At 65.5% G+C, this 19,247-nt stretch carries 19 protein-coding genes; 12 read left to right on the forward strand and 7 right to left on the reverse strand.

Features of this window, described 5'->3' with window-relative positions:
- Positions 1–54: 54 nt before the first annotated feature.
- Both A7X65_RS29980 and A7X65_RS29985 read left to right on the forward strand, forming a co-directional pair.
- The gene (locus A7X65_RS29980) at positions 55–783 is read left to right on the forward strand and encodes a glycosyltransferase family 2 protein (RefSeq protein ID WP_063692612.1); all 729 of its coding nucleotides are present in this window, start codon (positions 55–57) and stop codon (positions 781–783) included.
- A 62-nt stretch (positions 784–845) separates the two neighbouring features.
- Positions 846–1,223: a DUF2304 domain-containing protein gene (locus tag A7X65_RS29985; protein WP_063692107.1), complete on the forward strand. Its 378-nt coding sequence runs from the start codon at positions 846–848 to the stop codon at positions 1,221–1,223.
- Between the two features lie 3 nt (positions 1,224–1,226).
- On the opposite strand, the gene A7X65_RS29990 is transcribed toward A7X65_RS29985, so the two are convergent.
- The gene (locus A7X65_RS29990) at positions 1,227–1,718 is read right to left on the reverse strand and encodes an NUDIX domain-containing protein (RefSeq protein ID WP_063692108.1); all 492 of its coding nucleotides are present in this window, start codon (positions 1,716–1,718) and stop codon (positions 1,227–1,229) included.
- A 92-nt stretch (positions 1,719–1,810) separates the two neighbouring features.
- On the opposite strand from A7X65_RS29990, the gene A7X65_RS29995 reads away from it, so the two are divergent.
- Entirely contained in the window at positions 1,811–2,692 is an 882-nt protein-coding gene (locus tag A7X65_RS29995; protein ID WP_063692110.1) for a metallophosphoesterase family protein, read from the forward strand.
- 98 nt (positions 2,693–2,790) lie between these two features.
- Here the strand turns inward: A7X65_RS29995 and A7X65_RS30000 are convergent, their stop codons facing one another.
- The 3 genes from A7X65_RS30000 to A7X65_RS30010 form a co-directional block, all read right to left on the reverse strand.
- Complete coding sequence (locus A7X65_RS30000; protein ID WP_063692111.1) at positions 2,791–3,345, reverse strand: hypothetical protein; 555 nt, start codon at positions 3,343–3,345, stop codon at positions 2,791–2,793.
- Between the two features lie 196 nt (positions 3,346–3,541).
- The gene (locus A7X65_RS30005; protein WP_008560963.1) at positions 3,542–3,751 is read right to left on the reverse strand and encodes a DUF4170 domain-containing protein; all 210 of its coding nucleotides are present in this window, start codon (positions 3,749–3,751) and stop codon (positions 3,542–3,544) included.
- Positions 3,752–3,781: 30 nt separating this feature from the next.
- On the reverse strand, positions 3,782–5,416 hold the full coding sequence (locus A7X65_RS30010; RefSeq protein ID WP_063692113.1) for an isocitrate lyase: 1,635 nt from the start codon (positions 5,414–5,416) through the stop codon (positions 3,782–3,784).
- Between the two features lie 231 nt (positions 5,417–5,647).
- Here A7X65_RS30010 and A7X65_RS30015 point away from each other — a divergent pair, with 231 nt between their 5' ends.
- Positions 5,648–7,093, forward strand: coding sequence for a helix-turn-helix domain-containing protein (locus A7X65_RS30015; protein ID WP_063692115.1), 1,446 nt, complete (start codon positions 5,648–5,650; stop codon positions 7,091–7,093).
- A gap of 164 nt (positions 7,094–7,257) precedes the next feature.
- Here A7X65_RS30015 and A7X65_RS42840 read toward each other — a convergent pair whose 3' ends face one another.
- Entirely contained in the window at positions 7,258–7,551 is a 294-nt protein-coding gene (locus A7X65_RS42840) for an antibiotic biosynthesis monooxygenase (protein ID WP_027575542.1), read from the reverse strand.
- Between the two features lie 406 nt (positions 7,552–7,957).
- Here A7X65_RS42840 and A7X65_RS30025 point away from each other — a divergent pair, with 406 nt between their 5' ends.
- Together A7X65_RS30025 and A7X65_RS30030 are read left to right on the forward strand one after the other, a co-directional pair.
- Positions 7,958–8,764 carry a hypothetical protein gene (locus tag A7X65_RS30025; protein WP_063692117.1) on the forward strand — a complete coding sequence of 269 codons (807 nt, stop codon included), beginning with the start codon at positions 7,958–7,960 and terminating at the stop codon, positions 8,762–8,764.
- Positions 8,765–8,928: 164 nt separating this feature from the next.
- Positions 8,929–9,285, forward strand: a complete 357-nt coding sequence (locus A7X65_RS30030; protein ID WP_063692119.1) for a hypothetical protein — start codon at positions 8,929–8,931, stop codon at positions 9,283–9,285.
- A gap of 159 nt (positions 9,286–9,444) precedes the next feature.
- On the opposite strand, the gene A7X65_RS30035 is transcribed toward A7X65_RS30030, so the two are convergent.
- Entirely contained in the window at positions 9,445–10,080 is a 636-nt protein-coding gene (locus A7X65_RS30035) for a tetratricopeptide repeat protein (protein WP_186467674.1), read from the reverse strand.
- Positions 10,081–10,215: 135 nt separating this feature from the next.
- Positions 10,216–11,175 carry a zinc metalloprotease HtpX gene (gene htpX, locus A7X65_RS30040; protein WP_063692123.1) on the reverse strand — a complete coding sequence of 320 codons (960 nt, stop codon included), beginning with the start codon at positions 11,173–11,175 and terminating at the stop codon, positions 10,216–10,218.
- Positions 11,176–11,460: 285 nt separating this feature from the next.
- On the opposite strand from htpX, the gene A7X65_RS30045 reads away from it, so the two are divergent.
- The 6 genes from A7X65_RS30045 (at position 11,461) to A7X65_RS30070 (ending at position 19,133) form a co-directional block, all read left to right on the forward strand.
- Positions 11,461–12,807, forward strand: a complete 1,347-nt coding sequence (locus tag A7X65_RS30045; protein WP_063692613.1) for an HlyD family secretion protein — start codon at positions 11,461–11,463, stop codon at positions 12,805–12,807.
- Complete coding sequence (locus A7X65_RS30050) at positions 12,804–14,744, forward strand: glycosyltransferase (RefSeq protein ID WP_156528212.1); 1,941 nt, start codon at positions 12,804–12,806, stop codon at positions 14,742–14,744. Before A7X65_RS30045 ends, A7X65_RS30050 begins: the two co-directional genes overlap by 4 nt.
- Before the next feature lie 125 nt (positions 14,745–14,869).
- On the forward strand, positions 14,870–15,727 hold the full coding sequence (locus A7X65_RS30055; protein WP_063692126.1) for a L,D-transpeptidase: 858 nt from the start codon (positions 14,870–14,872) through the stop codon (positions 15,725–15,727).
- Between the two features lie 117 nt (positions 15,728–15,844).
- Positions 15,845–17,146 (forward strand): lytic murein transglycosylase, encoded by a 1,302-nt coding sequence (locus A7X65_RS30060; protein WP_063692128.1) that lies wholly within the window; start codon positions 15,845–15,847, stop codon positions 17,144–17,146.
- A 190-nt stretch (positions 17,147–17,336) separates the two neighbouring features.
- Positions 17,337–17,840: a DUF1993 domain-containing protein gene (locus A7X65_RS30065; RefSeq protein WP_063692130.1), complete on the forward strand. Its 504-nt coding sequence runs from the start codon at positions 17,337–17,339 to the stop codon at positions 17,838–17,840.
- A 192-nt stretch (positions 17,841–18,032) separates the two neighbouring features.
- A complete protein-coding gene (locus A7X65_RS30070; protein WP_063692132.1) occupies positions 18,033–19,133 on the forward strand; it encodes an alkene reductase in 1,101 nt (366 codons plus the stop codon).
- The last annotated feature ends 114 nt before the right edge of the window (positions 19,134–19,247 follow it).

The raw sequence follows: 19,247 nt of genomic DNA on the forward strand, positions 1-19,247 counted from the left end.
CAGGATTTGCGGGGGCAAGGGGGCGTGGCCAACAGGGAATTGGATTCGACCGGCATGTGCGGTGCTGATGCACCGTCGGGTTCCGCACCGCGGATCCTGCTCGTCATCCCCTGTTTTAACGAAGCGGACTCGATCGGCAATTTGCTGAGCGAGGTCGCGGCGACCGGCTGCGACTACCACACGCTGGTCGTCGACGACGGCTCGTCGGACGCGACGTCCGCGGTGGCAAGCCGCTCCTCGCCGGTGGCGCGCCTCGCGCAGAATCTCGGCATCGGCGGCGCGGTGCAGACCGGCATCAAATACGCGGCGCGTCAGGACTTCGATTTCTGCATCCAGATCGACGGCGACGGCCAGCACGATCCGCGCGCGATCGCGACGCTCCTGAACGCCTATAGCAAGGACCCCGCCAACATCACCATCGGAAGCCGCTTCATCGACAATGCCGGCTTCTGCTCCACGCGCATGCGCCGCGCCGGCATCCGCCTGATCGTGCTTGCGCTCAACGGTCTCTTTGCGGGCGGCCGCATCACCGATCCGACCAGCGGCATGCGGCTGCTCGACCGTTCCGCCATCGCCTTCTTCGCCAAGTCTTATCCGACGGATTTTCCGGAGCCGATCTCGCTGGCCTGGGCCATGCGCGCAGGGCTAACGGTGAACGAGGTCCCGGTCGAGATGCGTCCGCGCGAGACCGGCGTCAGCTCGATCGACGGACTGAAATCGGCGAGCTACATGATCCGCGTGCTCGGCTACATCCTGCTCGCGCGCCTGGTGCGAGCGCCATGACGCCGCGAACCCGGTTTCCCCATTCGAACCCAGCAACCATCAAAACAGTCTGAGGAAGCGCCATGACAATCGTCCTTCCGAGCCTGGAGACCGTCGTCGTCATCTCCGCTTTCGCGTTGATCTACATGCTGGTGCTGCTGAGGAAGACGATGCAGGGAAAGTTCGATCTCTACGACTTCCTGATGCTGTCCATGGTGGCGATCATCCCCGCGGGCTTCGCGCTGTTTCCCAGCCTCGCCTATCTCGTCAGCCACCTGACCGGCGTTGTGTTCCCGTTCGTCGTGATGTTCGGCGCGCTGTTCCTCGTGGTGTTCGCCTTCATGCACAACATGACAGCGCGCCTGCACAAGCTCGAGCGGCAGAACTGCGCGCTGATCCAGGAGCAGAGCCTGATGGCGCTGGAGCTGCAGGCGAAGGAGCGCGGCCGTTCCGGCGGCTAGATCTCAGCGCCACGTCGCGATCAGCTCCTGTCCGCCCATCACCTCGGCGATACGCTGCCGCGTGCCCTGCGTGGTGCCCTCCGGCAGCGCCGTGACCGTGAAGAATCCGCATTCGACGATCTCGTGGTTGGGCGCAGGCAGCCGGTCCTGCCGGAAATGCCTGACGACATAGACCGCGACGTGGTCGCGGCGCGAGACGTGGTCGTTGAAGAAGATGCCGTGCAGCACGGCCTCGCCGGTGAGGTCGATGTCGCCCTCCTCCTTGAGCTCGCGCCGCATCGCCTGCTCCATGGTCTCGCCGAGATCGACGCCGCCGCCGGGCAGATACCAGCCCTGGATGTAGCTGTGCCTGACCAGGAACACCCGGTTCTCGGCGTCCAGCACCACGGCGCGGACGCCGAGGGTCATGCCGCGCGCCAGCAGGAACCAGGTGTGGAAGATCCGCCGCAGCAGCGGCTCGAACTTCCGTCGGACGCGGTTCAGACGCTCCCCCATCAGGCTCTCTCAAATTCCCTCGTCAGGCCCTGCTTGCGCAGTTCGCGCGACCTTGCCATTACAGCGCAGCAATAGCGAGGCAATCGCGCGCCATGACTTCCTTCACGCTCGCCCATCTGTCCGACCCGCATCTGCCGCCGCTGCCGAAGCCGCGGCTGGTCGAGCTCGCCGGCAAGCGCGTGCTCGGCTACGTCAACTGGACGCGCAACCGCCACAAATACCAGCGCCGCGAGGTGCTCGACGCGCTCGTCGCCGACGTCAGGGCGCAGGCGCCCGACCACATCGCGGTGACGGGCGATCTCGTCAACCTCGCCATGGAGGCCGAGTTCGCGCCGGCGCGCGCCTGGCTCGACGGGGTCGGGCCGCCCGACCGCGTCACCACGATTCCCGGCAATCACGACGCCTATGTCCGCGCTACCTTTCATCGCTTCGGCGAGACCTTCGCGCCATATCTTGCGGGCGACGACGGCAGCATCGGATTTCCGAGCCTGCGCCGGCGCGGGCCGCTGGCACTGATCAGCCTGTCCACGGCGGTGCCGACCCTGCCGTTGATGGCAACGGGCACGCTCGGGCGCGATCAGCTCGCGGCCCTCGAACGGGTGCTCGAACGGCTCGCGACTGAAGACGTCTTTCGCGTGCTGCTGGTGCATCATCCACTGAAATCCAAGGCGCGCCAGAAGCGGATGACGGACTCCGCCGATCTGCTGGCGCTGCTGAAGCGCCACGGCGTCGAGCTGGTCCTGCACGGGCACGACCACATTCATTCGACCATGTGGTTCGAGGGTCCCAACGGCAACATTCCCGCGATCGGCGTGCCCTCGGCCTCCGCGCTCGCGCACGGCCACTATCCGGCGGCGGCGTATAATCTGTTCAGCATCGAGAAAGACAACACCGGCTGGCGCTGCGAGCAGACCGTGCGGGCGCTGGGGTCGGGATTCCAGATCGGGCAGATCAAGCAGGTGAGGTTGGTGTAGCTGGCTGTCATTGCGAGCGAAGCGAAGCAATCCAGAGTCCCTCCGCGGAAAGATTCCTGGATTGCCTCGCTTCGCTCGCAATGACGGCGGAGGAAGCCTCACCAGCTCCGCAGGGCCGCCAGTAAGGCGAGGCCGAACAGCGCGGCCGCCCCGAGCACGAAGCCAAGCACGAACGGCCAGAAGCGCGAACGTCGTGGCGGCGGCGCGACCTCGGCCTGCGGCTCGGGCGGGACCACCATCGCGCGCTCGCGCTCGACGATGCGCCGCGCGACATAGTCGGTGACGGCCTCGACGATGACCGCCGTGTCGTGCGACTCGGCCAGCACGATGCGGCCGAAGCGCGTGTCCTGCACGAAGCGGTACATCCGCTTGTCGCGCCCCATCATGATGTGGGCGACGACGTCGATCCAGAGCCGCGGCGTATCGCCCTGGCTGATGCCGCGGTCGAACAGGTCGATCTGATCGGGCACCTGGGCGAACAGCGGATCGAGCGCGTCGTTGAGGATCTCGAGCCGCGCCACCTCGGCGTCCCTGAGGTCGACGACCACGCCGGTCCGGTCGGCGGCCTCGATCCGCGCGCGCAGCAGCGCATCGCGCAGCCGCACCGGGCGCGGCTGGCCGGGATGGGTCCCGCTGGTCTCGGGCTCTGACATTGTCGGCCTCGTCCTCGACTTTTCGCGGTTAACCTATCAGCAACCAAGCTACCCGCAAAGGCCCTATAATTCCAGATACTTACGGCACCCACAGGCGCGCAACCTGTGCCAAAAACAGACGATCCCACCCAGGCAGAGCCTGGATGGGACCATCCGTCCTTGGACGTCTTCTTAGTTCAGGTCGGCGACCCGGCCCTTAAGCCGAGACGCGCGAGGGCTCTTCCACGATCGAGAAGCGGACGCCGGCCTTGTGGCGGCTCTCTTCCGAGACCTCACGCCAGCAGTCCTCGGCTTCCTTGCGGGTCTTGAACGGACCTTTGACCTGGGCCGAGCCTTCCACGAGCTTGTGGAAGTTCATCGAACCGAACTCGCCGCCGATCACCCAGAAATTGCTGCCTTTGGTCATTGTCAGTCTCCTCTCGAAACTCGTGGTGCGTTAGCCGAACTGGTTCATCGTGTTGTGGGCGCCGCCCGCCTTCAGGGCCGCCTCACCCGCGAAGTACTCCTTGTGGTCGTCGCCGATGTCGGAGCCGGCCATGTTCTGGTGCTTGGCGCAGGCGATGCCCTGACGGATCTCCTGGCGTTGCACGTTCTTCACGTAGCCGAGCATGCCCTGGTCACCGAAATACTCCTTGGCAAGGTTGTCGGTGGACAGCGCGGCCGTGTGATAGGTCGGCAGCGTGATCAGGTGGTGGAAGATGCCGGCGCGCTTGGCCGAATCCGCCTGGAAGGTGCGGATGCGCTCGTCGGCTTCGATCGCCAGCGGCGTGCTGTCGTACTCCGGCTTCATCAGCTCGGCGCGGTTGTACATGCTGACATCCTTGCCGGCTTCCTTCATCGCGTCGTAGACCTGCCAACGGAAGTTGATGGTCCAGTTGAACGACGGCGAGTTGTTGTAGGCGAGCTTGGCGTTCGGGATGACCTTGCGGATGCGGTCGACCATCTTGGCGATCTGCTCGATATGCGGCTTCTCGGTCTCGATCCACAGCAGGTCCGCGCCGTTCTGCAGCGAGGTGATGCTGTCGAGCACGCAGCGGTCTTCGCCGGTGCCCGGACGGAACTGGTAGAGGTTCGAGGGCAGCCGCTTCGGGCGCATCATCTTGCCGTTGCGGTTGATGATGACGTCGCCGTTGCGGGCGTTCTCCGCGGTGATTTCCTCGCAATCGAGGAAGCTGTTGTACTGATCGCCGATGTCGCCCGGCTTGTGGCTGACGGCGATCTGCTGCGTCAGGCCGGCGCCGAGCGAGTCGGTGCGGGTGACGATGATGCCGTCTTCGATGCCGAGCTCGAGGAAGGCGTGGCGGCACGCGCGGATCTTCGCGATGAACACCTCATGCGGCACGGTGACCTTGCCGTCCTGATGGCCGCACTGCTTCTCGTCCGAGACCTGGTTCTCGATCTGCAGCGCGCAGGCGCCCGCCTCGATCATCTTCTTGGCGAGCAGATAGGTCGCCTCCGCGTTGCCGAAGCCGGCGTCGATGTCGGCGATGACGGGGACGACATGGGTCTGGAAGTTGTCGATCTTCGCGATCAGCTCCTGCTCGCGGGCCTTGTCGCCTTCCTTGCGCGCCTTGTCGAGCAGACGGAAGATGTCGTTGAGCTCGCGGGAATCCGCCTGACGCAGGAAGGTGTAGAGCTCCTCGATCAGGGCCGGCACCGAAGTCTTCTCGTGCATCGACTGGTCGGGCAGCGGGCCGAACTCGGAGCGCAGCGCCGCGATCATCCAGCCCGAGAGGTACAGGTAGGTGCGATCGGTCTTGCCGCCGAAATGCTTCTTGACCGAGATCAGCTTCTGCTGGGCGATGAAGCCATGCCAGCAGCCCAGCGACTGCGTGTACTTGGTCGGGTCCTTGTCATAGGCCGCCATGTCGGCGCGCATCAGCGCCGCAGTGTAGCGGGCGACGTCGAGACCGGTCTTGAAGCGGTTCTGCAGGCGCATGCGCGCGACAGCTTCGGCCGACACGCCGTTCCAGGTCGGCTGGGTCTCGAGGAGCGCCTGGGCCGCCTTGACCTCGTCCTGGTACGAGGACGGGCCCTGGAGGGTGCTGATGCCGCGGGGCTGGTAGTTCATGTGCCTGATCCTTCTCGAGTGATGGCGAACTAAGCTCGTCATCGACATTTTTGACAATGCATTGCGAAATGCGTGTCATGAGATAAACGCGAGAAAGAGAAGCTCGTACAGATGGCTTGTATTCGAATGGTGATGTCATGTAACATCAGAACATGTAATAGATGTTATTTTGTAAAATATGTAACAAATAGGTCAGCTAGACTGTCCTTTACGCGCACGGAGATCTGAGACATGCCCGCCGAGTCCGGGAAGAAACTGTTCGTCGGCCCACGCTTCCGGCGGATCCGGCAGCAATTGGGGCTGTCGCAGACCCAGATCGCCGAGGGGCTCGGGATCTCGCCCAGCTACGTCAACCTGATCGAGCGCAACCAGCGCCCGGTGACCGCCCAGATCCTGCTCCGGCTGGCTGAAACCTATGACCTCGATCTGCGCGACCTCGCCACCGCCGACGAGGATCGCTTCTTCGCCGAGCTGAACGAGATCTTCTCCGATCCGCTGTTCCGCCAGATCGACGTTCCCAAGCAGGAACTGCGCGACCTCGCCGAGCTCTGTCCCGGCGTTACCCATGCGCTGCAGCGGCTCTACGCCGCCTATACCGAGGCACGCCAGGGCGAGACGCTGGCCGCGGCCCAGATGGCCGACCGCGACGTCGGCACGCGCTTCGAGGCCAACCCGGTCGAACGCGTGCGCGAGCTGATCGAGGCCAACCGCAACTATTTTCCGGAACTCGAGCAGGCCGCGGAAAACCTGCGCGACGAGCTGAACGTGCCGGCCGAAAGCCTTTACGCGGCGCTCGTCGCGCGTCTGCGTGAAAAGCACTCGATCCAGACCCGCATCATGCCCGTCGACGTGATGCGCGAGACGCTCAGGCGCTTCGATCGCCATCGCCGCCAGCTGCTGATCTCCGAGCTGGTGGACCCGCCCGGCCGCGCGTTCCAGCTCGCCTTCCAGCTCGGGCTTGGCGAATGCGCGCAAGCCATGGAGACCATCATCGGCCGCGCCGGTCCGCTCGACGATGCGCCACGGCGGCTGTTCAGGATCACGCTCGGCAATTACTTCGCGGCCGCGGTGATGATGCCCTACCCGGCCTTCCTCGCCGCCGCCGAAGCGCTCAACTACGACATCCACGTGCTGGCGCAGCGCTTCAATTCCGGCTTCGAGCAGGTCTGCCATCGCCTCACCACCTTGCAGCGGCCGAACGCGCGCGGCATTCCGTTCTTCCTGCTGCGCGTCGACAATGCCGGCAACGTCTCCAAGCGCTTCTCATCAGGCACGTTCCCGTTCTCCAAGTTCGGCGGCACCTGTCCGCTGTGGAACGTGCATTCGACCTTCGACACGCCGGATCGCCTGCTCAAGCAGGTGATCGAGCTGTCCGACGGCACGCGCTATTTCTCGATCGCGCAGATGGTGCGACGTCCCGTGGCGCCGCATCCGCTGCCGCAACCGCGCTTTGCGATCGGCCTCGGCTGCGAGATCCGCCACGCCGCACGCCTGACCTATGCGGCCGGCATGGACCTGGAGAAAACCGAGGGCACGCCGATCGGCGTCAACTGCCGCCTCTGCGAACGCGAAAACTGCGCCCAGCGCGCCGAACCGCCGATCACGCGCACGCTGATCCTGGACGAGACGACGCGGCGTGTGTCGAGCTTCGCGTTCTCGAACGCGCGGGAGTTGTGAGGGGGATGCAGGTCTCGTGTCCCGGCTCTCTCATCCGTCATGGCCGGGCTTGTCCCGGCCATCCACGCGCTTTCGCATGCAAAGAAGAACGTGGATGCCCGGGACAAGCCCGGGCATGACGACCAAAAATGCAGCCGCCCCTCGTCACTCTCGGCGACAAGGCCTCACGCCAGCGTATGCACGATCACCGGCCCGGCGGCCGCGCTCGCGTGGCCTGCCAGCAGCGGGCCGAGATCCTTCTCGATCCAGGCGATGGCGCGCTTGTTGGCCTCCTCGGCCTGCTCGAACTTGTCGAAGATCGAGATCGCGGTGACCGTGTCGTCGCCGGCATAGACGACGTAATAGGCGCGGAAACCGTCGACGTCGCTGATGATGGGAACGGCGCCGTCCTTGATGCGGCGCGCGAGCTCTTCCGCGCTCCCGCTTTTCGCCTTGGCCTGACGGATGGCGGCATACATGGCTTCCTCCCTTCCGGCTGTCTAATCGGGGCTTGCTGCCCTCTGGTGAATCTACACCCTCGGTGCCCACCCCGTCATCTCCGCGCAACGGCGAAGCCGTTGTCGCTGAAGGTGCGAGGCATAGGACGCATCGCGTCCCAGGGGGAGCCTCGAAGGATGCACGGTCCGGATTGCAGCCGGGCCGTGCATCCTTCGAGGACCGCAAGAGGCGGCCACCTCAGGATGACGGAGATGGGCCGGCGCTCGCGGCGGCGTCGCCTTGGTTAACCCGTTCCTAATCCATCCCCGTGATCTGCAACCAGCGGTTAAGCACGCCTCAACATCGCTGCCCTAGTCTCGCCGCACTCACTTTTCGCAAATAACGGCGGCCTATCCTGCCGGGCGAAGTGACATCAGGGGGTTCATCATGCGCATTGCGTTGCTGCTGACCGCGACCATCGTCGGCGCGCTCTTTGCCAATCCATCCATTGCCGGCTCGCTCGATGCGTCCGGGGAGACCGCGCAGGCGCTGCCGCCGGGCTTCCAGAGCTATCGCGGCTACATGTTCGACATTTCCGAGAACCGCGACCGCAAGGATGTCGACAAGCTCACCGACAATCTGAAGGCCCAGATCGACGTGGTCGAGGGCGTCGGCCTGTCGCCGCGCGTGCTGCGCTTCTTCCACACGGTTCCGATCGTCGCGAGCGAGCTCGCCTGTCTCGACGAGGGCGCCGCCACCGCCTGCTACGGCCGGGTCACGCCGGACATGCAGCGCACCGCGCCGCGGACGCTGACGGTCTGGGATCCCGCCAAGCAGCGCTGGACCAATCCCAACGCAGTCGACCTCGCGGTTGATTCGGGCCTCGGCGTCATCATGCTGCGGCCCGACATGATGCGTTACGAGAAGGAGGCCGTGCTGCTGCACGAGCTGCTGCACGCCTTTCACGCGCGGCTTCTGCCGGACGGCTACGCCAACAAGGGCGTGATCGGCTATTACGCCCTCGCCAAGTCCAAGGACCTGCTGCCCAAGGAATCCTACGCGCTGAAGAACCCCATGGAGTTCTTCGCCGTGACCGCCAGCATCTTCCTCTCCGGAAAGAGCGAATTCCACGACCCCAAGTCGCGCGAGATGATCAAGGAGAAGATGCCGGACTATTACAAATACCTGGTCGGCGTGTTCGGCTTCGACCCCGACCCGGCAGCGTCGAGCGGCCCGGTTGCCTCGCTGAAATAAGGCGGCGGCACTCAACCACCCCAAAAGCCGCGCAAAAAATGCGCGGCTTTTTTGTTTTGCGGGCCGGAAGCTGCGGATGACGGGCGGCCGGCAATTGCCAAGGTGGGGCCCGATCTGCATAGTCCCGCCCGCATCGATACCTGTTTTCAAGAGGATGGAAGAACATGGCGGACGCCGACCTGGATGTCGTGATCCGGCAATTGGCCAGACAGCTGCATACGGGCCTGATGACCCGCGCCAAGGAGCGGCGGGATCGCTTCAACGGCCTTGCGGCCAAGGCCAAGGGCAAGGAGACCGGCGACCGCTTCAAGATGATGGCCAAGGCCACCATGGAGCAGGCTAACGCCGCCGCCAAGCGCCTGCAGATGTCCGCCGACAACGTCGCCGACAGCTACGCCCGCGCGATGCGGCTTGCCGCCAGCACGCCGGTCGCGGTGAAGGTCGAGAAGAAGGCCAAGGAAGAGAAGCCGGCGAAGAAGGCCGCCAAGGCCAAGAAGGCGAAGGCCAAGAAAGCGAAGTAGGTGAAGGTGCTTTCACCTCTCCCCGCTTGCGGGGAGAGGTCGGATCGCTCTTGCGATCCGGGTGAGGGGGTACAGGTACCTCGACAGTCGCGTATGTGGAGAGAGGCCCCTCACCCCAACCCTCTCCCGGTAAGAACGGGGAGAGGGAGAGAATCCTTTTCACCGTCTCGGCGCCGGCGCCGCCTCAGCGCTCGCGAGTTCGGCGAGCTTGGCGCGCGCCGCCTCGCGGGTCCGGGCATCCTTGCCGGGCGGCAGCGCCAGGGCGGCTTCGAAATCGGCGCGCGCATCGTCGGCCTGGCCGCGGGCGAGGAATGCGAGGCCCCGATCGAGGCGGGCCTGCGCATCGGAGGGATCGAGGCGCACCGCCGTGTTGTAGCTCAGGATGGCACGGTCGAGATCGCCGGTGGCGGCGAGCGCGAGGCCGCGCTGGTGATAGGGCGCGGCGAGCTTCGGATCATGCGCGATCGCCTCGTCGTAATCCTCGATGGCCAGCTCCAGATCGCCGTTCTGCCGGCGCGCAAGCGCGCGGTCGCGATAGAGCGCGGCGCGGTTGGGATTGAGATGGATGGCCTCGTCGAAATCCGCGATCGCCCGCTGCCAGTCGCCATGGCGCAGCGCAATCCGCCCGCGCCCCTCATAGGCAAAGGCGATCAGCGAGCCCCGCAGCGGCGAGAAGCCGATCACCGCGGCGCAGATGTCGGGATCGTCCTCGTCCCCGCAATTGACGACCATATGCGTGGACAGGCCCATGAGCACGGCCAGGACGATCAGCAATGGTACGGCAACTCTGGTCATCTTCGACCGTGGCCAGCTGAGGGCCGGCCACGCATCCCCTTTCGAAGCAAATCTCACGGCGAGGTGTTAGCACCCGCCGCAACAATCCTGTGTGCGCCAGGTCACAAAGCCCAGCGCAAAACCCCGAGGGTCCCGTCAGCCCCAAGGACCACGTGAAGGACCACCAGAAGGACCGCGCGAGGACGAACGGCCCCAGGGGCCCTGCGACGGATAATTCTCGTTGGCGCCGACCGAGGGCGCCGCATGCGCGCCGAGTTCGGCCGCAAGCCGCTGAAGCGCCGCAATGCGGTTCTGCGTCGAGGGATGGGTGGCGAACAGATTGTCCACGCCGTGGCCCGACAGCGGATTGATGATGAACATGTGCGCGGTCGCGGGGTTTCGCTCGGCCTCGAGATTCGGCACCTGATGCGCAGCGCCCTCGATCTTCATCAGCGCCGACGCCAGCCACATCGGCTGTCCGACGATGCGCCCGCCGAGATCGTCCGCGGCATATTCGCGGGTGCGGCTGATCGCCATCTGCACCAGCATGGCGCCGAGCGGCGCCAGGATCATCATCAGGATCGAGCCGACGATGCCCGGGCCGTTGTTGTTGCCGCGGTGGCCGCCGAAGAACATGCCGAACTGGGCGAGCATGGAGATGGCACCGGCAATGGTCGCGGTGATCGTCATCAGCAGCGTGTCGTGATGCTTGATGTGGGCGAGCTCGTGCGCGAGCACGCCGGCGAGCTCCTCGCGGCTGAGCTGGTGCATCAGGCCGGTGGTGACGGCGACGGCGGCGTTCTCGGGATTGCGGCCGGTCGCGAACGCGTTGGGCTGCGCCTCGTCCATCACGAACACGCGCGGCATCGGCAGACCGGCACGGCCCGCCAGCTCGGCAACGAGGCCGACCAGTTCCGGCGCGCTCGAACGGTCGACCTGATGGGCGCCGTACATCGACAGCACCATGCGGTCGGAGTTCCAGTAGGTGAAGAGATTGGTCGCGGCCGCAATCACGAGCGCGATCATGGCGCCTGAGGCTCCGCCGATCAGATAGCCCACGCCCATGAACAGGGCGGTGAGGCCTGCGAGCAGCATTGCGGTACGAAGATAGTTCATGGCCGTCTCCTGGGGCGGCCGCGGGCAAGCCTCCGGCCGGCACCTTCGAAGTATGAACGCAGGATACCACTGCAAGGTTCGTGCGTCGCCGGGCCGCAGATGTATCGCCGCACGGCCAGCCTTTCCCGCCTCGCTAAAGCTTGACCGGGATTTGCGCAAAAACACGCGTGCGGGCTTAGCAACCTGGAAAGCGCAGCTTGGGCTTAATCCGCGGTAACCGGGCACGCTGCACGGACCTTGCGCATTGACCGGTTCCGTTGGCCTTTCGTCAACAAGGTGACCGTCATGGCAGATCGCTCGTTCGCCGCTTCCGTCGACCCGGCATCCACACCCTCCCCTCAGGACACGAAGACCGACGCGAAAGGATTGCAGGACGCGCTGCACGAGCAGCTGTTCGCCAATGACGAGCCCGGCCACCCGCCCGAAGCGCAGGCAGGACCCGAACCCGGACCGCGCTGGCCGCATCTGCGACGTGGCGCCAAGATCGCGATCGGACTTGCGCTCGTCGCTGTGTTCGGCTGGCTGCCGCTGCGCGCGATCTGGGAATATTCCAGCGTCGAAGCCGTGCTGAATTCCCGCCTGGTCACCCTGCGCTCGCCGATCGGCGGCCGCGTCGCAGCCGCGCAGCGCATCACCGATCAGGCCAAGCTGGATGCCGGCACCGTGATCCTGCGTGTCGTGAATTCGCGCGGCGACCGCACCCGCCTCGACGATCTCCGGCGACAGAAATCGCGCCTGGAGAACGAGCGGCCGAGCCTTGCCGCCAAGCTCGCCTCCGCGCAGGCCGCGCAGAAGGATCTGGCCCGGCAGGCCGCGCAGTTCCGCGACGGACGGGTGCTCCAGCTGGAGGCCCGCATCGCCGAGATCCAGACCTCGATCGAGGCGGCGGCGGCGCGGCGGGACGAGGCCAGCGCCGCCGTCGAGCGCGCTTCGTCGCTGGCGAAGACCGGCAACGTCTCGACCGTGGAGCTGGCGCGGTTGACGCGCGAGCTTTCGGTGTCGCAGCAGACCGAGCTCGGCGCACGCAAGCGGCTGGACGCTGCCAAGGTCGAACTGACCGCGGCACAGAACGGCTCCTTCCTCGGCGACAGCTACAACGACCGCCCGAGCTCGGTGCAGCGCGAGGAGGAGATGCGCCAGCGCGCGGCCGACCTCGAGGCCGATCTCGCGCGCACCGACACCGAGATCGCCTGGCTCGCCAACGAAATCATCGTCGAGGAGGTCCGCTTCTCTGATCTCGCCGAGGCCAACATCACGACGCCCGTCGCGGGCCGCGTCTGGGAGATGATGACCTCGCCGGGCGAGGACGTGCAGGCCGGTCAGCCGCTGCTCAAGGTGCTCGATTGCAGCAGCGCGGTCATCACGGCCAACGTCACCGAGAGCGTCTACAACCGCCTGCAGCTCGGGGACCGCGCCACGTTCGAGCCGAACGACGGGGGCGCGCCGATCTCCGGCACCGTCGTCAACCTCACCGGCGCCGCGGGCGCGCCGGCCAATCTCGCCATCAATCCCGACGCGCTCAGCAAGGAGCCATATCGCGTCACCGTCGCGCTTGCCGATGCCGCCGCCCACGGCTGCACGGTGGGCCGCACCGGCCGCGTCGTGTTTGGCCAGCGTGCGAGCGCATCGTGACGATGGCACTGACGCCCGGCCTGATTGCGCTCGGCGCCTTCATGGCGATCGTGCCGCTGCTCAAACGCGACAGCACCATGGCGCGCTCATTGCTGGCGGTGGTGTCGCTGGCTTTGCTGCTCCGTTATCTCCATTGGCGCGTGACGTCGACGCTGCCTCCGCCGCACCTGACATGGGACGCCGTGATCGGCTACCCCTTCATGCTGCTGGAAGGCGCCTCGCTCGTCGCGGTCGCGCTGTCGCTGCTGTTCCTCAGCCGCACGCGAGACCGCACCAAGGCGGCCAGGATCGACGGCCGCGCCACCGACCCGCACGCGCCGCTGATCGACGTCTTCATCTGCACCTACAACGAGGAGCGGTCGATCCTCGAGCGCACCATCATCGGCGCGACCGGGATGGAGTACGGCAATTATCGCGTCTGGGTGCTCGACGACGGCCGGCGGCCCTGGCTGCGGCGGCTCGCAAGCGAGCTAGGCTGCCACTATCTGACGCGGCCGGACAACCGCCACGCCAAGGCGGGCAACATCAATCATGCGCTCCGGCATGTCGGCGCGCTGCCGCAGCCGCCGCAATTCGTCGCCATCCTCGATGCCGATTTCGTGCCGCGGCCCGACTTCCTCGCCCGGACCGTCTCGCTGATGGACGATGCTTCGGTCGGCGTGGTGCAGACGCCGCAGCACTTCATCAATCCCGACCCGATCCAGACCAACCTCGCCGCGACCGACGTCTGGCCCGACGAGCAGCGCTTCTTCTTCGACATCCTGATGCCGGCCAAGGACGCCTGGGGCGTCGCCTTCTGCTGCGGCACGTCATCTCTGATCCGCTATGAGGGGCTGGTGCAGATCGGCGGTTTCCCGACCGACTCCGTCACGGAGGATTATCTCGTCACGCTGCGCCTGAAGGAACACGGCCTCACCACCATCTATCTCAACGAGCGGCTGACGATCGGGCTCGCGCCGGAGGGGCTGAAGGAATACATCACCCAGCGCGCCCGCTGGTGCCTTGGCTTCATGCAGATCATCCGCGGCCGCAGCGGCCCGCTCTCGCGGGAGTCGAAATTGACTTTCATCGACCGGCTCTCGCTGGTGGATGCCTTCATGAGCTGGTCCGCGGTCTACACGTCGAAGACGGCGGGTTTGATCGTGCCATGGCTGTTCCTGCTGTTCGGCATCAAGGCGGTGCAGGCTGATCTTATCGAGCTGCTGCGTTTCTTCCTGCCGTTCTATGTCTGGCACGGCCTCACCATGGCCTGGCTGTCGCGCGGCCGTTCGCTGGCGATGATGACGGACGTCTCGCAGTTGATCGCCGCGCCCGCCGTGCTGAAGGCGGTGGCGGCCGGCCTGCTGAAGCCGCGGGGACACAAATTCAAGGTCACCGCAAAAGGCGGTGACCGCGACAACAGGTTCGTCGAATGGCCGCTGCTGCGACTCTACGGCACCGCGCTCCTCATCACGCTCGCGTCGATCGCCTATGCCTTCATCCTGCATTTGCGCGGCGAGAACATCGCCTATGGCGGGCTGGCGCTGGCGTGGAGTCTCTACAACGCGTTCATTCTCACCGTGGTCTGCTTCGTCTGCATCGAGCAGCCGCGCAAGCGCAAGGCGGAACGCTTTGACCGCAACGAGCCGGTGCTGCTGCGCCAGGACGGCAGGTCGCATCTGGCCAAGCTCGCCGACATCTCGATCACCGGCGCGCGGCTGATCGATCCCGCCCCGCCGCTCCCGGGCAGCACGATCGAATGCCGGATCTATGGCCGCTCGATCGCGGCCATCGTGGTGCGGCGGACGGCGGACGGCTTTGCGGTGCGCTTCGAGGAAGGCATGGACACGCGCGTGCACGCGATCCGGGCGTTCTATGCCGGAGAATATGTGCGCGCCTATCGCGGCGTCAGGGCGCTGCCGGTCGGAAAGGCGCTGCTGATGCGGCTATTCGGATAGGATAACGCAGTCTTCGCGAACGTCGACACAGCAAAAGATGGTTAACGCTTTCAGAGTCCGAGCGCTTCGAGGTTTGTTAAAATTTGCTGGGTACGTCTTCCAGGCATCGTGAGCTGGAGGACGACATGGGTAAGCGGGCCAAGCGCGGAAAGGCAGAGACGCTCGCAATACCGATGGTCGCGAGAGTTGGCATCGGCGCCGTCGCCGTCGCCGCACTGGGATACGGTCTGCTGTCGTCCCCGGAGAGCGCCCAACCGGCACGGAAACCCGCCGCGCAGCAAGCCCGGGCATCGTCCTCTCCGGTTTACGTGGCAGCTCCAGTTCCCGCATCGGTACCAGTGCCGACGCCTGCTCCGGTTCCGGCTCCGGCGCCTCTGGTCGAACCACCAAAGGCCGCTGAAGGTCCCGGCGCATTCGTCCGGCAGGTGGTTGACTACGCCAGCCGCCAGCCCGCGGGCACCGTGATCATCGATACCGGCAACACGTTCCTCTATTACGTCCTGAACGACAGGCAGGCGATGCGCTATGGCATCGGCGTCGGCCGCGAAGGTTTCACATGGTCCGGCGAGCAGACTGTGGCCCGTAAGGCGGAATGGCCGGACTGGCATCCGCCCGTAGAGATGATCGGGCGTCAGCCTTATCTGCCGCGGTTCATGGCAGGCGGTCCCGGCAATCCGCTCGGCGCGCGGGCGATGTATCTCGGCGAGACCGAATATCGAATTCACGGCACCAACAAGCCCGACACGATCGGCAAGCGGGTCTCGTCCGGCTGCATCAGGCTGACCAACGAGGACGTCACGGACCTCTACGAGCGGGTCAAGGTCGGTGCGAAAGTGATCGTAATGCCGGCCAATCGGCCATCCCCGGCCCCGATGCCCGACGCCGCGTCGCGAGCGCCCGACCCGGCATCGTCGTCGAAGCGGCCCCTGGCAGCCAACGCGCAGATGCTGTCACCCCAGGCAAAGATCGCCGACGCCCAGTAACCGCAATTTCTCTATCGAGAAGGCGAGCGGGCCTGAGCCCTGAAGGGATGGCCTGAGGCCGTCACTTCCCCTAGACTTCCGGCGAATCCACGCCTGCCCCTCCCCGCCGGAACCCTTATGCTCCAGACCCGATTTGCAATCGCGGCCGTCGCGCTCCTTGCATGCTCCGCCACCGCCTCCGCCCAGTTCGCACCGCCGCCGGCAAGGCCCGCGGCGCCCAAGGCCAGCGCGCCGTCGCCGCGCGCGGCCTCGTGCCATAACGGGGCGAGCTTCGATCGCTTCCTCGCCGACGTGAAGAGCCAGGCGGTCGCAGCCGGCGTGTCGCAGCGGACGATGTCGGAGGCTGCACCCTACCTCGTCTACGATCAGGGCATCGTCAACCGCGACCGCGGCCAGCGCGTGTTCGGCCAGCTCTTCACCGAGTTCGCCGGACGCATGGCCGCGCCCTATCGCATGCAGAACGGCCAGCAGCACATCAAGAACCACGCCTCTGCATTCGCGCGCGCGGAAAAGGAATACGGCGTGCCGCCGGCCGTGATCGCCGCGTTCTGGGGGCTCGAGAGCGATTTCGGCGTCAACATGGGCAATCTGCCGACGCTGAAATCGCTGGTGTCGCTGGCCTATGACTGCCGCCGCTCGGAGATGTTCGTGAAAGAGACCATCGCCGCGCTGAAGATCATCGACCGCGGCGATCTCACGCCCGACGAGATGGTCGGCTCCTGGGCCGGCGAGCTCGGCCAGACGCAATTCCTGCCGGTGCACTATGTCAACTATGCCGTCGATTATGACGGCGACGGACGGCGCGATCTGTTGCGCAGCGAGGACGACGTGATCGGCTCGACCGCGAACTACATCGCCAACGGCCTGAAGTGGCGCCGCGGCGAGCCGTGGCTCGAGGAGATCAAGGTGCCGCAGAACCTGCCGTGGGATCAGACCGATCTCACCGTGCAGCTGCCGCGCTCGAAATGGGCGCAGCTCGGGGTCACCTATCCCGACGGCCGCGCGCTGCCGAACGACAATCTGCCGGCCTCCGTGCTGCTGCCGATGGGACGCTCCGGCCCGGCCTTCATGGCGTATGCGAATTTCGCGGCCTATACCGAATGGAACAACTCGCTGATCTACTCGACCACCGCGGGCTATCTCGCCACCCGCATCGCGGGCGCGCCGCCGATGCGCAAGCCGGCCCAGCCGGTCGCGCAACTGCCGTATAGCGAGCTCAAGCAATTGCAGCAGCTGCTGGTCCAGGCCGGCTTCAACGTCGGCAAGGTGGACGGCGTGCTCGGCCAGCAGAGCCGCGCCGCAGTAAAAGCGATGCAGATCAAGTTCGGCCTGCCGGCGGATTCCTGGCCGACCGCCGAGCTGCTCGCGCGGATGCGCGGCGGCACGGCGCAGGCGCAGCCGGGGGCGGTGGTGCGGTAAAATCGTCTCTCCGTAGTCATGCCCCGCCTAGTGCGCAATTGCGCACAAGCGGGCGATGACACCGAGTTTGTGGCGCGATAGAATTTTCGCATCGCACAAGCCCTCCCCGCGATTGTATTTTTCCATGAGGCTCCCATGTGAGTGACTCAGGTTTTCTCCTGAGATTTCCACTCATTGAAGCGAGCATCACATGTCCTTTTACGACGCGGTCGTCCCCGCCTACCTGCAAATGCTGAACAGCCTCACCGGCCTGCTCACCAAAGCCGAGGCGCATTGCGCGGCGAAGAAGATCGACCCGAGCGTGCTGCTCGGCTCGCGCCTGTTTCCGGACATGCTGCCGCTGTCGAAGCAGATCCAGCTCGTCAGCGATTTCGCCACCAAGGGCTGTGCGCGGCTGACCCATAGCGAGGTGCCCTCGAACCCCGACACCGAAAAGACGTTCGAGGAATTGAAGCAGCGGCTCGCCAAGACGATCGACTATGTGAAGTCGTTCAAGCCGGAACAGTTTGCGGGCGCAGAGGCCAAGGACGTCACTTTCCCGACCGGGCCCGACAGGACCACGACCCTGAAGGGCCAGCAGTTCCTGAGCGCGTTCTCGCTGCCGAACTTCTATTTCCACTGCGCGACCGCCCACGGCATCCTGCGCCACAACGGCGTCGAGGTCGGCAAGCGCGATTTCATGGGCCAGACCTGATGGGCCTGACCTGATTTGCGCAATCGCACGGCCGCGTAGTGGAATTCTGCTGCCGCGGACGAAATTGCACATCAATTGTGCTGCGCGGGGCTTGCCGCGCAGCTCGCTTGCACTTTCCGTATGGCTCGTCACTTGCGCTGGATATCGCGATGCACAAGTGTGATTGACCTCTCACCGCCTGGAAGCATTCACATGAGCCGTTCGACCAAATTGTTTGAGACCTACAAGCTCGGCCCGATCACGCTGGCCAACCGCTTCGTGATGGCGCCGCTGACGCGCAACCGCGCCGTTCCCGGCACCTTCGTCCCCGGCACGCTCGCCGCCGACTATTACAGCCAGCGCGCGTCCGCAGGGCTCCTGATCACCGAAGCAAGCCAGATCTCGCAACAGGGCCAGGGCTACCAGGACACCCCCGGCATCTATTCCAAGGAGCAGGTCGCGGGCTGGCGCAAGGTCACCGACCAGTTCCATGAGCGCGGCGGCAAGATCTTCATCCAGCTCTGGCATGTCGGCCGCATCTCGCATGTCGATCTGCAGGCGAATGGCGCAGCCCCGGTGGCGCCGAGCGCGATCCGCGCCAAGGGCAAGACCTTCGTGAACGGCACCTTCGCCGACGTCTCCGAGCCCCGTGCGCTCGATCTCTCCGAAATTCCCGGGATCATCGACGACTTCAAGCGCGCGACGAAGAACGCGCTCGAAGCCGGCTTCGACGGCGTCGAGATCCACGGTGCCAACGGCTACCTGCTCGAACAGTTCGCCAAGGACGGCACCAACAAGCGCACCGACGCTTACGGCGGCTCGATCGAGAACCGCGCCAAGCTGATGCTCGAGGTCTCCAAGGCCGTCGTCGCTGAAGCCGGCGCCGACCGCACCGGCATCCGCATCTCGCCCGTGACGCCCGCCAACGACATCTCGGATTCCAATCCGCAGGCGCTGTACGATCACATCGTCGACGGCCTCAGCGCGCTCAAGCTCGTCTATCTCCACGTCGTCGAGGGCGCCACCGGCGGGCCGCGCGACATCGCGCCGTTCGACTATGCCTCCCTGCGCAAGCGCTTCAGCGGCGCCTACGTCGCCAACAACGGCTACGACTTCGATCTCGCCACCAAGGTGCTGGACGCGAACGCGGCCGACCTCATCGCCTTCGGCAAGCCGTTCATCTCCAACCCCGACCTCGTCGAGCGGCTGAAGAAGGGCGCGGCGCTGAACGACTGGGACAAGAACACCTTCTACGGCGGCGGCGCCAAGGGCTACACGGATTACCCGGCGCTGGCGGCCGAGCCGGCGGAGTAGAACGCTCTCTCCTTCGTCATTGCGAGGAGCGTAGCGACGAAGCAATCCAGACGGCCTCCGTGGAAAGACTCTGGATTGCTTCGCTTCGCTCGCAATGACGAGGTGGTGGCGGTG

The organism is Bradyrhizobium stylosanthis (assembly GCF_001641335.1).
Lineage (GTDB): Bacteria > Pseudomonadota > Alphaproteobacteria > Rhizobiales > Xanthobacteraceae > Bradyrhizobium > Bradyrhizobium stylosanthis.

Coding starts and splice junctions, on each gene's coding strand:
- A7X65_RS29980 (WP_063692612.1), top strand. CDS start 55: ATGTGCGGTGCTGATGCACCGTCGGGTTCCGCACCGCGGATCCTGCTC.
- A7X65_RS30060 (WP_063692128.1), top strand. CDS start 15,845: ATGCTCCAGACCCGATTTGCAATCGCGGCCGTCGCGCTCCTTGCATGC.
- A7X65_RS30005 (WP_008560963.1), bottom strand. CDS start 3,751: ATGACCAAAGGCAGCAATTTCTGGGTGATCGGCGGCGAGTTCGGTTCG.
- A7X65_RS30065 (WP_063692130.1), top strand. CDS start 17,337: ATGTCCTTTTACGACGCGGTCGTCCCCGCCTACCTGCAAATGCTGAAC.
- A7X65_RS30025 (WP_063692117.1), top strand. CDS start 7,958: ATGCGCATTGCGTTGCTGCTGACCGCGACCATCGTCGGCGCGCTCTTT.
- A7X65_RS30010 (WP_063692113.1), bottom strand. CDS start 5,416: ATGAACTACCAGCCCCGCGGCATCAGCACCCTCCAGGGCCCGTCCTCG.
- A7X65_RS30015 (WP_063692115.1), top strand. CDS start 5,648: ATGCCCGCCGAGTCCGGGAAGAAACTGTTCGTCGGCCCACGCTTCCGG.
- A7X65_RS30000 (WP_063692111.1), bottom strand. CDS start 3,345: ATGTCAGAGCCCGAGACCAGCGGGACCCATCCCGGCCAGCCGCGCCCG.
- A7X65_RS29985 (WP_063692107.1), top strand. CDS start 846: ATGACAATCGTCCTTCCGAGCCTGGAGACCGTCGTCGTCATCTCCGCT.
- A7X65_RS30045 (WP_063692613.1), top strand. CDS start 11,461: ATGGCAGATCGCTCGTTCGCCGCTTCCGTCGACCCGGCATCCACACCC.
- A7X65_RS30035 (WP_186467674.1), bottom strand. CDS start 10,080: ATGACCAGAGTTGCCGTACCATTGCTGATCGTCCTGGCCGTGCTCATG.
- htpX (WP_063692123.1), bottom strand. CDS start 11,175: ATGAACTATCTTCGTACCGCAATGCTGCTCGCAGGCCTCACCGCCCTG.
- A7X65_RS29995 (WP_063692110.1), top strand. CDS start 1,811: ATGACTTCCTTCACGCTCGCCCATCTGTCCGACCCGCATCTGCCGCCG.
- A7X65_RS30030 (WP_063692119.1), top strand. CDS start 8,929: ATGGCGGACGCCGACCTGGATGTCGTGATCCGGCAATTGGCCAGACAG.
- A7X65_RS30070 (WP_063692132.1), top strand. CDS start 18,033: ATGAGCCGTTCGACCAAATTGTTTGAGACCTACAAGCTCGGCCCGATC.
- A7X65_RS42840 (WP_027575542.1), bottom strand. CDS start 7,551: ATGTATGCCGCCATCCGTCAGGCCAAGGCGAAAAGCGGGAGCGCGGAA.
- A7X65_RS29990 (WP_063692108.1), bottom strand. CDS start 1,718: ATGGGGGAGCGTCTGAACCGCGTCCGACGGAAGTTCGAGCCGCTGCTG.
- A7X65_RS30055 (WP_063692126.1), top strand. CDS start 14,870: ATGGGTAAGCGGGCCAAGCGCGGAAAGGCAGAGACGCTCGCAATACCG.